General features: G+C 71.0%; 13 protein-coding genes. 6 read left to right on the top strand and 7 right to left on the bottom strand.

Annotated elements, in window-relative coordinates; translation table 11 throughout:
• Positions 1 to 118 precede the first annotated feature (118 nt).
• From ASE72_RS04975 to ASE72_RS04965, 3 genes are all read left to right on the top strand, one after another.
• Complete coding sequence (locus ASE72_RS04975) at positions 119 to 1,606, top strand: PAS domain S-box protein (RefSeq protein ID WP_235532236.1); 1,488 nt, start codon at positions 119 to 121, stop codon at positions 1,604 to 1,606.
• Positions 1,607 to 1,954, top strand: coding sequence for a hypothetical protein (locus ASE72_RS04970; protein ID WP_056017407.1), 348 nt, complete (start codon positions 1,607 to 1,609; stop codon positions 1,952 to 1,954).
• 110 nt (positions 1,955 to 2,064) lie between these two features.
• Positions 2,065 to 2,415, top strand: a complete 351-nt coding sequence (locus ASE72_RS04965) for a response regulator (protein ID WP_056017403.1) — start codon at positions 2,065 to 2,067, stop codon at positions 2,413 to 2,415.
• Here the strand turns inward: ASE72_RS04965 and ASE72_RS04960 are convergent.
• The 7 genes from ASE72_RS04960 to ASE72_RS04930 form a co-directional block, all read right to left on the bottom strand.
• Positions 2,412 to 3,272: a type 1 glutamine amidotransferase gene (locus ASE72_RS04960; RefSeq protein ID WP_056017400.1), complete on the bottom strand. Its 861-nt coding sequence runs from the start codon at positions 3,270 to 3,272 to the stop codon at positions 2,412 to 2,414. The genes ASE72_RS04965 and ASE72_RS04960 overlap by 4 nt on opposite strands.
• Before the next feature lie 36 nt (positions 3,273 to 3,308).
• Entirely contained in the window at positions 3,309 to 4,553 is a 1,245-nt protein-coding gene (locus ASE72_RS04955) for a putative DNA modification/repair radical SAM protein (protein ID WP_056017397.1), read from the bottom strand.
• A gap of 59 nt (positions 4,554 to 4,612) precedes the next feature.
• On the bottom strand, positions 4,613 to 4,798 hold the full coding sequence (locus tag ASE72_RS04950; protein WP_056017394.1) for a hypothetical protein: 186 nt from the start codon (positions 4,796 to 4,798) through the stop codon (positions 4,613 to 4,615).
• A gap of 70 nt (positions 4,799 to 4,868) precedes the next feature.
• Complete coding sequence (locus tag ASE72_RS04945) at positions 4,869 to 8,267, bottom strand: chromosome segregation SMC family protein (RefSeq protein ID WP_056017391.1); 3,399 nt, start codon at positions 8,265 to 8,267, stop codon at positions 4,869 to 4,871.
• A gap of 223 nt (positions 8,268 to 8,490) precedes the next feature.
• The gene (locus ASE72_RS04940) at positions 8,491 to 9,225 is read right to left on the bottom strand and encodes a thioredoxin domain-containing protein (protein ID WP_056017388.1); all 735 of its coding nucleotides are present in this window, start codon (positions 9,223 to 9,225) and stop codon (positions 8,491 to 8,493) included.
• Positions 9,226 to 9,245: 20 nt separating this feature from the next.
• Entirely contained in the window at positions 9,246 to 9,908 is a 663-nt protein-coding gene (locus ASE72_RS04935) for a DsbA family protein (protein WP_056017386.1), read from the bottom strand.
• Positions 9,909 to 10,499, bottom strand: coding sequence for a DUF721 domain-containing protein (locus ASE72_RS04930; protein ID WP_056018983.1), 591 nt, complete (start codon positions 10,497 to 10,499; stop codon positions 9,909 to 9,911). It abuts the gene before it with no gap.
• A gap of 26 nt (positions 10,500 to 10,525) precedes the next feature.
• Between ASE72_RS04930 and ASE72_RS04925 the strand changes: the two genes are divergently transcribed.
• Genes ASE72_RS04925 through nudC form a run of 3 tightly spaced genes read left to right on the top strand, consistent with a single transcriptional unit; the run spans position 10,526 to position 13,901 of the window.
• Entirely contained in the window at positions 10,526 to 11,557 is a 1,032-nt protein-coding gene (locus ASE72_RS04925) for an A/G-specific adenine glycosylase (protein WP_056017382.1), read from the top strand.
• A gap of 11 nt (positions 11,558 to 11,568) precedes the next feature.
• Complete coding sequence (locus ASE72_RS04920) at positions 11,569 to 13,011, top strand: serine hydrolase domain-containing protein (protein WP_082445787.1); 1,443 nt, start codon at positions 11,569 to 11,571, stop codon at positions 13,009 to 13,011.
• The gene (gene nudC, locus ASE72_RS04915) at positions 13,008 to 13,901 is read left to right on the top strand and encodes an NAD(+) diphosphatase (protein ID WP_056017379.1); all 894 of its coding nucleotides are present in this window, start codon (positions 13,008 to 13,010) and stop codon (positions 13,899 to 13,901) included. Before ASE72_RS04920 ends, nudC begins: the two co-directional genes overlap by 4 nt.
• Positions 13,902 to 13,934: the final 33 nt, after the last annotated feature.

Raw genomic sequence — 13,934 nt, 5'->3', positions numbered from 1 at the left:
CCCCGTGTCGCGCCCCGCGTTGCGGCGTGCGCATGGTACGCGCGGGCGTCCGAGCAAAGCTCTGTACGGTATCAGGGACTTGCGACGCGCGGACACTATCGGTAGCAATCGGATCGATTTGGAACAGAGTGAGAACCGTTCGCCGCTGCGGCAGGCCGATGGCGCGATGGTGCATGCGTGCGCCGTTGCCGCGTTCGAGCAGTCGCTCGACCGGACCGATCCGTTCGTCGCGGGGTTCGAGGATTCGAACCTGGCGATGGCGATCAGCGACCCTGCGCTCGACGACAATCCGATCATCTACGTCAACGCGGCGTTCGAGCGGCTGACCGGCTATCGCCGCGACGAGGTGGTCGGGCGCAATTGCCGGTTCCTGCAGGGCCCGCTCACCGATCCGCGCGATGTCGGCGCGTTGCGCGACGCGGTGGCGTGCGAGACGCGGATCGAGATCGACCTGCTCAACCATCGCAAGGACGGCAGCGCGTTCTGGAACCGGCTGCTCGTCGCGCCGGTGTTCGATGCCGCGGGCACGGCGCGGTATTTCATCGCGTCGCAGCACGACGTGACGCTCGAACGCGACCGGCTCGTCCAGCTGATCGCCGAGCACAAGGCGCTCGAGGCGGATGCCGCGGACGCACAGGCGCGGCTGGCGGACAGCGCGGCGCAACTCGCGTTCGCGCTCCGTGCGGGGCGGCTGGGCGCATGGACGTTCGAGCCGCGCGCGCAACTGCTCAACGCGTCGGCGGGATGCAAGGCGGTGTTCGGTCGCGATGCCGATGCGGTGTTCGGCTATGACGAATTCCAGGCGGCGATCCATCCCGAGGATCTGGCGCGCGTGCTGGATGCGATCGCGGCGACGCTGCGCGACGGCAGCGACTATGACATCGAATACCGGATCGTGACCCCCGGCGGCGAGGTGCGCTGGGTCGCGATCCGCGGCGAGCTGCTGCAGCGGGCGGACGGGACGCCGTTGTCGATGACGGGCTTCTCGACCGACATCACCGAGCGCAAGCGCGTCGAGGAACACCGCGCGCTGCTCGCGGGGGAGCTGACACACCGCGTCAAGAACACGCTCGCGACGGTCAGCGCGATCGTCAACCAGACGCTGCGCGATGCCGGATCGATGGACGAGGCACGCGACACGATCGGCGCACGGATCGGGTCGCTTGCGGTCGCGCACGACCTGTTGCTGCGCGACGAGGTGGCGGGCGCGACGATGGGCGACATCGTCGCGGGGGTGATGGCGCCGTTCGACGATGGCCGGGGGCGGCTGTTCACGATCGCGGGGCCGGTGGTGTCGCTCGAGCCGCGCGTGACGCTCGCGCTGTCGATGGCGCTTCACGAGCTCGCGACCAATGCGAGCAAATATGGCGCACTGTCGGTCGCGAGCGGGCATGTGACGATCGCATGGCGGATCGTCGTCGGCGACCAGGGCCGGCGGCTGGCCTTCCGGTGGGAGGAGGAGAACGGCCCCGTCGTGACGCCGCCGACGCGGACCGGGTTCGGATCGCGGATGATCGAACGCGTGCTGGCGCAGCACCTGCGCGGCGCGGCGAAGATCGACTATGCGCCTGCGGGCGTCGTCTTCACGATCGACGCGCCGCTCTGAATGGCGAAGCCCGCGCCGCTCTCGACACCCGACGGACGCTATATCGTCGTTCGTGGCCGGCTGTGGCGCACGGCGAACCCGGATCTGTCCGAGGCGGCGCGCAGCGGGTTCGTCGCGGCGCTGATGGACGCGCGCCGCGACGTGGCGCGCACGCGCAAGGCCGGCGATGCGGAGGGCGAGCGCGCCGCGCATGCCGCGGTCGATGCGGCCAAGCGCCAGCTTGGCGAGCGGGGGCCCGTCTGGTGGCACGACGGCGCGCCCGACCTGAACCGGCATCTCGCGCGCACGACGCCCTATGCCGACTGGTTCGCCTCGATCGCCCCCGACGCGGAGGGCGCGGCGCGCTGAGCCGAGGGGCGTGACGCCCGAATGAACTTATTTACAGGACCGGTCCGCTTTTATCGGGCCCGTTGCGAGCGGCGCTTCGTTGGAAGCCTCTGTAATGCCGGGAAACACCAATGTGCCATGCGCTCGTAATCGAAGATGACTGGCTGATCGCCGATCATATCATCTGCCTGATCGAGCAGGCTGGTGCGACCTCGATCGCGCAGGCGGATACGCAGGATGCGGCAATCGAGCAGGCGCGGCACCGCCGTCCGGACATCATCGTGTCCGACGTCAAGCTGCTCGAGGGCACCGGTCCTGCCGCCGTCCAGCGCATCCTGTCGCAGTATGGCGACCTGCCCGTGATCTTCGTGACGGGGACGCCCGAGGACTGCATTCCGTTTGCGCCGCCGATGGTCATCCTCAACAAGCCGGTGAACGACGCGGTGGTGGTCGACACGTTCCGGCGGCTCGCGCCGCGTTAATCCGCTCCCGCGTCACGCGCGCGGCTCGGCGTGAAATGATCGAGAAAATTGGTCAGTTCGAGACGGCGGCTGGCCTCGTGCGCGAACTCGCGGTCGACCCCGAGCGCCCATAGCAGCGACCGGCGGTCGGACGAGTCATGCAGCGCGTCGAGTTCTGCGGCACGGCGTTCGACATCGTCCTGCGTTTCGGCCAGTCCCGCTTCGATGAGATCGTCGGCCTGCCGCCGCAACGCGATCGCGATCTCGCGCGGGGCGAGCTCGGGGTGATATTGGACACCCCAGAAGACGCCGCCGTCATGGCGGATCTCCGCCGCCTGGATGCGGGTCACCGCATTGCTCGCGAGCAAGGTCGCGTCGTCGGGAAGCTGCTCGACCTCGTCGCCGTGGATCGCGGGCGCATCCCAGCTCGGCGCCCGACCCGCGAGCAGCGGATGCGCGCGGCCATCGGCGGTGGCGGTGATCCGGCGCGCAACGCCCGCCTCGATCCGCTCGGGCATCTTGCGCACGCTGCCACCCGCCGCGGCGACCGCGAGCTGCAGCCCCGCGCAGGATCCGAACGACGGCGTGCCCGAAGCGAACACCGCGCGCATGAACGCGAGCTGGCGGCGGACCGGGGGGCTGTCGTCATAGACATGGAGCGGCGATCCGGTGACGAACACCGCATCGAACGCGCGCAACGCTGCGGCGTCGAGCTGGTCGGCATCATCGTCGGCGGGCGCGACGATCGTGATCCGCGCATCGGGACGCAGCTGTTCGAGCGTCGCGGCGTAGGTTTCGCCCGAGCTCTTGCCCGCGTGACGGCGACGCGCGTCGCGTTGATCCGCGGTCTCGCTTTCGGCGACGAGGAAATGGGGCAATCGGGATCCTTTTCGCGAGCGCGGTCGACGGCGGCGTCAGCCGAACATTTCCATCTGGCGCGGCTTCGGCGCGACGATCGGGCGAAGCTCGGCGCGGTCCGACAGCGCGACCGGGCGCCAATCCTCGGCGATGATGAACGGGCGCAGCTTGGCGACCGACACCGTCAGCCGCGCGACGTCGGCGAGATGGAGCCGGCGCCAGCGGCGGCTGGTGAGGATGCCGTTGACCGCCTTCACGCCGAGCCCGGGGACGCGGAGCAGCATCTCGCGCGGCGCGCGGTTGACGTCGACGGGGAACGCGCCGCGAAACTTGAGCGCCCAGGCGAGCTTGGGGTCGATGTCGAGCGGGAGCATGCCCGTCGCATCGTCGGCGGCGGCGACCACCTCGTGCGGCTGGAACTCGTAGAAGCGCATCAGCCAGTCGGACTGGTAGAGCCTATGCTCGCGCATCAGCGGCGGGCGTTGCAGCGGGAGCACCGCGCTCGCGTCGGGGATCGGGCTGAATGCCGAATAATAGACGCGGCGCAGACCGAACCGGTCGTAGAGCGTCGAGGCCTTGCGGACGATGTCGCCATCGGTCGCGGCGTCCGCGCCGACAATCATCTGCGTCGACTGGCCCGCGGGGGCATAGCGTGGCGCGGACTTGTACTTGGCCTTGGCGTCCTTGCCGTCGACGATCGAGGCCTTGACCTCGCGCATCGCGGTCTCGATCCGCACGCCGTCCTTTTCGGGAGCGAGCCGCTTGAGGCCGCCGGCGGTCGGCAGCTCGACGTTGATCGACAGGCGATCGGCGTAGAGCCCCGCCTGGTGGACGAGCTCGGGGTCGGCGTCGGGGATCGTCTTGAGGTGGATATAGCCGCGGAAATGATGATCCTCGCGCAAGGAGCGCGCGACCTCGACCATCTGCTCCATCGTGTAGTTGGACGAGGCGATGATCCCCGAGGAGAGGAACAGCCCCTCGATATAATTGCGCTTGTAGAAGGCGATCGTCAGGTCGACGACTTCCTTGGCGGTGAAGCGCGCGCGGCGGACGTTCGAGCTCTTGCGGTTAATGCAGTAATGGCAGTCGAAGATGCAGCTGTTGGTCAGCAGGATCTTGAGCAGCGATATACAGCGGCCGTCGGGCGCGTAGGCGTGGCAGATCCCCATGCCCTCGGTCGAGCCGAGCCCCTTGCCGTCCTTCGAATTGCGCTTGGCGGTGCCCGACGAGGCGCAGGACGCATCGTATTTCGCCGCATCGGCGAGGATCTCGAGTTTCTCGCGGGTGTCGAGCTGCGCCATCCGTTCGCATTACGTTCCGGAAGGCACGCTGTCGATTGATCGGGATCAACCTATTGTGATTAGTCGAATAACCCGATCACATAGCGGATCGCATCGACGAAACTGCCAAGGCTGATCGGCAGGAGCAGCAGCGCGAGCGCATAGCCGAGCAGCAGGCGGCTGAGCGCGCGTTCATGGCGAAAGACCGGCTTGCGCGGCGGCAGGTCGTCCTTGCGCGGCCAGATCGTCGAGTCGTCGAGGAACATCGCGCGAGCATATCGCAGGTCGGCGGGGTTTGGGAAGAATCCGGGTGCGGCCGCGATCAGGCCGTCGCGATCACGCCACCGCGACGAGATCGGTCGCGGCCTGGAGGTCGACCGAGACGAGACGGCTGACGCCGGGCTCGATCATCGTGACGCCGAACAGCCGGTGCATGCGGCTCATCGTGACGGCGTTGTGCGTGACGACGAGATACCGCGTCGCGGTGTCGCGCGCCATCCGGTCGAGCAGCGCGCAGAACCGGTCGATATTGGCATCGTCGAGCGGTGCGTCGACCTCGTCGAGCACGCAGATCGGTGCGGGGTTGGTGAGGAACAGCGCGAAGATCAGCGCGACCGCGGTGAGCGCCTGTTCGCCCCCCGACAGCAATGTCAGCGATTGCAGCCGCTTGCCCGGCGGCTGCGCGAGGATCTCGAGCCCCGCCTCGAGCGGATCGTCCGAATCGACGAGGTCGAGATGCGCCGCGCCGCCGTCGAACAACGTCCCGAACAGCCGCTGGAAATGATCGTTGACCGCGGCGAAGGCGGTCAGCAGCCGCTGGCGACCTTCACGGTTGAGCGTGCCGATCGACCCGCGCAACCGCTGGACCGCCTCGCCCAGCTCGGCGCGTTCGGCGGCGTTGCCGCCCGATGCGGATTCGAGCTCTGCCAGTTCGCGATCGGCCATGAGGTTGACCGCGCCGATCCGCTCGCGATCGGTCGTGAGCCGCTCGAACCCGCGCGTCTCGTCCTCGGGCGATCGGACATCGGCGGCGGCGAAGCCGAGACGCTCGGGGAGCAGCGGGGCGGGGCATTCGAACCGTTGACCCGAGACGCGTCCCGCCTCGATCCGGCGCTGCTCGTGATTGTCCGCGCGCGTGGCCGCGGCGGCGCGGTTCTCGCGCGCGGTGGCGAGCGTCTCGGCGGCGAGACGCTGGCCGTCCTCGGCGGCGCGCAGCGCGGCGTCTGCGGCCTGCTCGGCGGCATGAAGCGTATCGGCGGTCGCGCGCGCGGCGGCAGTGTCCGCATCGAGCGCGGCGAGCTGGCGATCGAGCGCGGCGGGGCGATCCGCGATCCGGTCGGCATCGCGCGCGAGGTCGACCTCGCGCAGGTCCATCGCGCCGATCCGCTTGGCCGCCTCGCCGGCGCGCGCGCGCCAGCTGCGGATGTCGGCGTGCGCCGCGGCGAGGCGTTCGCGGTCGGTCGCGCGGCTGCGGTCGAGCGCGCCGCGTGCGCCGCGCGCCTGCGCGACCGCGGTGCGGCACGCCTCGGCGGTGCGGTGGAGCCCGGCGACCGCGTCGGCGCTGGCGCGGGCATCGGGCAGCGCGGCGACCGCGGCGTCGGCCGCGCGCTGTTCGGCGCGCGCGGCGTCCTGTTCGGTATCGATGCGGTGCGCGCGCAGGTCAAGATCGGCGCGCTGGCCGACGAGCCGTTCGAGCAAGGCGGCGGCGCGGTCCTCGGTGCGTTGCGCATCGCGGACGCGCGTCTCCGCCGCGGCCAGACGCGTCCGCGCGTCCTGCGCCGCGCGGCGGGCGGCGGCGATGTCCTGGTCGATCGCGCTGCGTTCGGCGTCGCGCGTCGCGACCGCGTCGGCCGCCGCGGGGCGCGCGGCCTGCAGGGCGTGCAGCCGGTTGAGCCGTTCGAGCCGCTCCGCCGCGGCGGCGCCGCTGCCCGTCGCGACGAACCCGTCCCAGCGCCGCAGCGTGCCGTCGCGCGTGACGAGCCGCTGGCCGACCGCGAGCGGGCTGCCCTCGTCGACCTCGGTGACGAAGACCTGCGCGAGCCGTCGCGCGAGTACTGCGGGCGCGTCGACCTGCGCGGCGAGCGGGGTCGCACCCGGGGGCGCGGTCGGGTCGTCGGCGCGCGGCGTGGCGCCCGTCCACGCGGCGTGCGGCGTGTCGAGATCGTCGCCGAGCGCAGCGGCGAGCGCGCGTTCGTGGCCGGGGGTGGCGGTGACGTGGTCGAGCAGGCGGTCGCGACCGCTGCGCTGCGTCGCACGGGTGAGCGCGGCCGCCTCGCTGTCGATCGCGGTGAGGTCCGCGCGGGCGGTCGCGCGCGCGGACTCGGCGGCATCGCGCGCGGCGATCGCGTCGCGCTCGTCGGTTTCCGCCTGCCCGAGCGCGTGACGCGCCGCGGCGGCCTCCTCGATTGCCGCCAGACGCGCAGCGGCGGCGGCGTCGCGCTCGGCCTCGATCGGGGCGGCATCGCCGAGCGCGGCGCGCGCTGCGCCGAGTTGCGCCGCGTCGCGTGCCGCACGATCGGCGCGCGCGCCGGCGGCGGCGAGCGCGGCGGCGGCGACGCGCGTCTCGGCGACGTCGCCCGCATGACGCGTCATCGCCTGCGCGAGCGCGACCTCGGCATCGCGCGCGCGCCGTTCGGCCTCGACCTGCGCGGCGTCGAGCGCGGGCACCGCAGCGGTTGCCTGCGTGATCGCGGCATCGAGCGCGGTCGTCTCGTCCGCGAGCCGCGCGAGCGCATCGGCGGCATCGCGCGCGAGACTGCCCTCGCGCGCGCGGTCCTCCGCGATCCGGCGGCGTGCGTCGGCAAGCCCGGTCAGCTGCCGGTCGATCGCGGCGCGTTCGGTGCGCAGGCTCGCGAGCGCGTGCCCCGTCTCGGTGGCGGTGTCGCGCGCGGCGAGTGCTGCGCTGCGCGCGGTGGCGACCGCCGCGGCCGCGTCGAGCCGGTTCGCGGCGGTGGTCCGCTCGATCGCGGCGGCGTCGGACACGCGTGCATCGGCGACCGCCGCGGCGAGACGCGCGGCATCCGCGGCGGTCGCGGCCTCCTGCCAGCGCGCGAAGACCAGCCTGGCTTCGGCGACGCGGATCTGCGTGGAAAGCTGTCGATAGCGGTCGGCGGCGCGCGCCTGGCGCCTGAGCGCGGCGACGCGCGCGTCCTGGTCGGCGATCACTTCGTCGAGCCTGGCGAGATTGGCCTCGGTCGCGCGCAGCCTGGCCTCGGCGTCCTTGCGGCGCACGTGCAGCCCTGCGATCCCCGCCGCATCCTCGAGCATCGCACGGCGATCGGCGGGTTTGGCGGCGATCACCGCGCCGATCCGGCCCTGGCTGACCAGCGCGGGGCTGTGCGCGCCTGTCGCGGCATCGGCGAAGAGCAGGCCGACATCCTTTGCGCGGACGTCGCGGCCGTCGATCCGGTAGGCGGAGCCCGCGCCGCGTTCGATCCGGCGGACCACCTCGCATTCGTCGACCCCGGTCGGCCCGGCGATCTCCGCGAGGATCGAGACCTCGGCGAAATCGCGCGGCGGGCGCGTCGCGGTGCCCGCGAAGATGACGTCCTCCATCCCCGACCCGCGCAGCGACTTGGCGCTGGCCTCGCCCATCGTCCAGCGGAGCGCCTCAAGCAGGTTCGACTTGCCGCAGCCGTTCGGCCCGACGACGCCGGTCAGCCCGGGTTCGATCCGGAGGTCGGCGGGTTCGACGAAGCTCTTGAACCCGGTGATGCGGAGGCGTTTGATCTGCACGGCGCGCGCTCTCCCCTGGGGTGGCGACGGTAGCTCAGCCGGCGGGTCGTGCCGAGGGGATATCTGCGGTCGGGGTTTCGCGTCCTGGCGATCGTTCCCCGCCGGGGGGGCGAGAATGACGAAGGGGAGGGAAGGAAAACCCTTGTTCCGCGTCCGCCCCCTCCGTCAGGCTGCACCTGCCACCTCCCCCTGGCGGGGGAGGAGCGTCAGCGCAGTATCCGGGTCAGGCGCCGGCGGCCTTCAGCGCCTTTTCCATCTCGCTCCACGACAGCACGTTCTCGAGCTTCTTGCCGTTGAGCAGGAAGGTCGGCGTGCCGGTGACCGTGCCCGACTGCATCGCATCCTCGGTCGGCTTGGCCATGACCTCGAGCTGCTTCTGGTCGGCGAGGCAGGCGCGCGCCTTGGCCTCGGGGATGCCGCGCTGCTTGACGAAGTCGATCGCGCCCATGTGCTCGGCGAGCTTGGTGGCGACCGCGGTCGGGGGCAGGTTGGCGAGGCTCTGCTGCAGCGCGGCGGGCATCGTCTGGAGCTTGTCGAGGAACGCGTTCTGGTTCTGGTACATCTGCTCGAGGATCGGGAAGAACGGCGCGGTGCCGCCGCACTGGCCGAGCAATGTCAGCGCGACGTCGGGCGCGCCGTGGACGAGGAAGTCGCGGAATTCGAAGCTGACCTTGCCGGTCGAGACATAGGTCTCGGTCAGCGGCTTGTACGCCTCGCGGCCGAACGCGCCGCAGGTCGGGCACGAGCGCGCGCCATATTCGACGAGCTTGATCGGGGCATTGGGGTTGCCCATCAGATAGCCTTCGGGCGTCTTGACGACGGTCTCGGCCCAGTTCTGGCCGGCGGGGGCGGTCGCCGCGGCGACGGGGGCTGCGGCCTGCGTGGTGTTCGACGTGTCGCCACCCGAACATGCGGCGAGCGCGAGCGGCAGGACGGCGAGGGCGGATACGAGCTTCATGCGGTGATACTCCAACGAAATTAACGGGCGCCGGCGGTGCGCAGCGCGGGTTCGAGCTGGGCCCAGCCGCCATGCGGCACGATCTTGCCATTGATGAAGAAGGACGGCGTCGAATCGACTTCGGCGGGCGCGGCGGCGGTGATTGCGAGGATCCGGTCGACCTCTGCACCGTCCGCGAAGCACGCGTCGATCGCGGCGGACGACAGCCCGCGCGCCTTGACCAGATCGGTCAGCCCCGCGCCATCGGCATAGGCCCTGAGCTGCGCGGGACGCGGGTAGAGGCCGACGCGCGCGGCGTTCACCTCCTGGAACTCGATCCCGCGCTTGAGCCAGACGGGCTGCGCGGCAAAGATCGCGGCGGAGGTCGGGAAGAAGCCGCGCGGGCCGGTGCAGCGCGCGAGCACCGCCGCGGCGAGATCGAGCCGGTCGCGGATCATGTGGCGGAATTCGAGGCTGGTCGAACCCGAGGCGATCATCCGGCCCTTGAGCACCGCCTGCGACTGCGTCGAGAAATCGGCGCAGTGCGAACAGGTGTAGCTCGCATATTCGACGAGCTTCACGCGCGCGGTCGGGCTGCCGAGCACATAGGTGCCGCTCGCGGTCCTGGCGACGGGGGGCGCCTTCTGCGCTGGCGTGGCGGCGGTGAGGAGAACGAAACCGAGAAACGCAAAGAGAAGGCGCATTCAGCTGATCCTGGGAAGGCCGTTCGTCGAGGCGACGCCGGCGGCTAGTGATTCGAGGACCGCGCGCAGCTCGGGATCGGCGATCCCCTTCAGGCTCTGGCCGAGGTCGGCGGGCACGGTCCTGATCGCGGGCGGCGCGGCCTTGACGCGGGGGCGGGCGACCTCCCCCTGGCGGATCGTGATGCGCGCGACCGCGGCATAGCCGAAGAAGCGGTTCACGCGCTCGGTGATCTCGGGGATGACGTGCTGCATCATCGGTGCATGCGCACCGCGGACGGTCAGCGTGAGGACGCCGTCCTGTTTCTGCCCCATCGGGAAGCGGATCGATTCGGGCGTGCTGACGCCGGCGAATCGTTCGCCGACGATCTCGGGCCAGCGGCTGACGACCGAGGACTGGACGAAGCCGAAGCGGCGGAATGCGGCGCCGCCGATCGCGGGCAGCAGCTCGGCGACCGCGCGCGAGCGGTTGGCGCGGGGGGCATCGGCGTCGATCTTGGGCTTGCGCGGCGCGGCCTTGCGCTTGGGCGCGGCGCGCGCGCCGGTCGCCGCCGGGCCGTTTTCGTCGATGCTGGTGCCGGACGGGTTGCTCATCGCAATCCCCATGCCATAGGCGGCGCGTGAACGCCAAGCGCTCTTCCGTCGCCGACGCCCTGCTCTCCTGGTACGACCGGCATCGCCGCGAGCTGCCGTGGCGCGCGAGGCCGGGCGACCCGGTCGATCCATACCGCGTGTGGCTGTCCGAGGTGATGCTCCAGCAGACCACGGTCGCCGCGGTCACGCCGCGGTTCCTCGCCTGGACCGCGCGCTGGCCCGATTTCGCGAGCCTCGCCGCGGCGGAGGACGCCGACGTGATGGCCGCGTGGGCGGGGCTTGGCTATTATGCACGCGCGCGCAACCTGGTCGCCGCGGCAAAGGTGGTGGTCGCCGAGCATGGCGGCGTGTTTCCGCGGACCGAGGCCGAATTGCGCACGCTGCCCGGGCTCGGCGCCTATACCGCGGCGGCGGTGGCGGCGATCGCGTTCGGCGAGCGTGCGGTGGTTGTCGACGCCAATGTCGAGCGCGTCGTCGCGCGGCTGTTCGCGATCGAGACGCCGCTGCCCGCGGCACGGCCCGCGATCCGCGCGGCCGCGGACACGATCACGCCCGATGCGCGCGCGGGCGACTTCGCGCAGGCGATGATGGACCTCGGCTCGTCGATCTGCACGACGCGCAGCCCGAAATGCCTGTTGTGCCCGCTGCGCGCCGATTGCGACGGCTATGCGCAGGGCGCGCCCGAGCGGCTGCCGGTCAAGGCGAAGAAGGCGGCCAAGCCGCAGCGTCATGGGACGATCTTCTGGCTCGAGCGCGCGGGGCAGGTGCTGCTCGTGCGGCGGCCCGATACGGGGTTGCTCGGCGGGATGCGCGCGCTGCCGACGGGGCCCTGGGCGGATGCGCCGCCGGGGTTTGAGGAGGCGCCGGCGCAGGCGGACTGGCAGATGCTCGAGCAGCGTGTCGTGCACGGCTTCACGCATTTCGACCTCGAACTCGCGCTTGCGGTGGCGCAGGTCGAGGCGCATCAACCCGGCGAATGGTGGAGCATCGACGCGCTGGACACAGCGGGGTTGCCGACCGTTTTCTTGAAGGCCGCCAAGGCGGTACGGACACGATAGGGAGGGCGGCAATGAAGCTTTCGCACTGGATCCCGGCGAGCGGACTCGCCGTGCTGGCAACGACCGCACTGTATGCGGGGCAGGCCCGGATGGCGGGCCAGACGCAGGCCGTGCGCACCGCCAGCCGCAGCGACGTCGCCGTGACCGGACGCGCCGGCGAATCGGCGCGCGCGGTGCTGCCCAGGGTCGAGCGGCTGTTCGACGGCTATGTCCGCGACGGCAAGATGCCCGGGATCGTCGGTGCGTTCGGGATCGGCGACCGGCCGACGCTGTTCCCCGCGAGCGGCGCGATCGCGGACGGGACGGGGCAGCCGGTTGCCGACGCCGATTCGCTGTGGCGCGTCTATTCGATGACCAAGCCGATCACGGGCATGGCCGCGATGATGCTCGTCGAGGACGGCAAGCTCGGGCTCGACGACCCGTTGAGCAAATATATCCCTGCGTTCAAAACGATGACCGTCGCGACGAACCCCGACACGTCGCTGGCGACACGGCCGGCAACGACGCCGATCACGATCCGGATGCTGCTGACGCATACCGCCGGGCTTGGCTACAGCATCAACGTGAAGGGGCCGCTGCTCAAGGAATATGAGCGGCGCGGGGTCCTGCCGATGTCGGTCAATGCGGCGATGGAGACGCAGATGGCGCAGGTCCGGCCGACCTCGCTCGAGGAGTTCGCCAACCGCGCGGCGACGCTGCCGCTGGTCGCCGAACCGGGAACCCGGTGGAGCTATTCGATCGGGCTCGACGTGATGGGCCGGGTGATCGAGGTGGCGAGCGGGATGCCGTTCGAGCGGTTCCTCCAGACCCGGATGTTCACGCCGCTGAAGATGACCTCGACCTTCTTCAGGGTCCCGCAGGGGCAGGTGAAGCGGCTCGCCACCAACTATGCGTTCGTCGGCGACACGCGCACGCCGCTCGATCCCGCCGCGACGTCGGTGTTCCTCCAGGCGCCGAGCTTTCCCTATGGCGGTGCGGGGCTGGTGATGTCGGCGCGCGATTACGACCGGTTCCTGCACATGCTCGACGCCCGCGGCACGCTCGACGGCGTCCGCGTGATGAAGCCCGAGACGGTCGCGCTCGGCATGTCGAACCTGTTGCCCAAGGGCGTGCGCTTCGGGGGGATCGGCACCGGCAACGGCGCAACCGCGGCGGGCAATGCGATGGGCTTCGGCGCGGGCGGCTCGGTCTATCTTGCGGACGTGCCGGGCGGCGCGTCGAAGGGCACCTATGGCTGGGGCGGCGCGGCGGGTACGATCGGCTGGGTCGATCCGGTGCGGCACGTCCGCGGCACCGTGATGGTCAATTATTTTCCCGGCGAGCGATGGCCGCTGCGCAACGAGGTCGTCGCAGCATTGTTCAGCGATGTCGCGGTACGCGCCGCGGCCGCTGACGGGGCGGCAGGACCAAGGTCTGCGATGGGGGCTGGAATGAGGGCAGGAACGCAACGATGAGTCTGGCGCGTGACGTGATACCGGGTTTCACCGGCGGGACCCTCGATCGCGCGGATGCGCTGCGTCACGATGCCGATGCGCTCGCGGCGGCGCGCGGCGACTGGCGGGCGCGGCTGCTGGTGCTCGACGGGTTGATGCCCGCGGTGACCGACGATGGCCGGCTCGAATGGACGTCGCTCGCGTATCTGCCCGACGATGCCGAGCCGATCCTGCTCGGGCTCGACGAGAGCGGGCGGCCCCATTTCACCGCGCTGCTTGCCGGGATGCGCGTCGATACCGCACCGGCGATGCGGTCGCCCGCGCTGATGGCGGTGCTGGGCAGCCTCGCGCCGGGCGAGGCCGCGACCTATGCCGCGGCGCGCAGCGTGATCGACTGGCATGTCCGGCATGGCTTCTGCGCGAAATGCGGCAGCGCGACCGCGGTCTTTCGCGGCGGCTGGGCGCGCAAATGCCCGGCGTGCGGCGCCGAGCATTTCCCGCGCGTCGATCCGGTCGTGATCATGATCGCCGAGCATGACGGGCGTGCGCTGCTCGGGCGCGGCAAGGGCTGGCCGCCGGGACGCTATTCGGCGCTGGCGGGGTTTCTCGAACCCGGCGAATCGATCGAGGAGGCGGTCGCGCGCGAGATCGCCGAGGAAGCGGGCGTGCGCGTCGGCCGTGTCCGCTATATTGCCAGCCAGCCCTGGCCGTTCCCGTCGTCGCTGATGATCGCGTGCGTCGCGGAGGCCGAGGACGATGCGATCACGCTCGACGTGAACGAGCTCGAGGATGCGATGTGGGTCCCGCGCGAGATGGTGCGCGCGGTGCTGCGCGGCGAGGAGGGGCCGTTCCTGCCGCCGCCGCCCTATGCGATCGCGCACACGTTGCTCAGCGTCTGGGCGCAGGGGTAAGCGGCGCTGCTAAAATCCTCCCCCTGGCGGGGG

The sequence above is a fragment of the Sphingomonas sp. Leaf20 genome (genome assembly GCF_001421535.1).
Lineage (GTDB): Bacteria > Pseudomonadota > Alphaproteobacteria > Sphingomonadales > Sphingomonadaceae > Sphingomonas.
The sequence above is the reverse complement of the archived record's forward strand: the minus strand, read 5'-3'. Positions and strand labels throughout refer to the sequence as shown.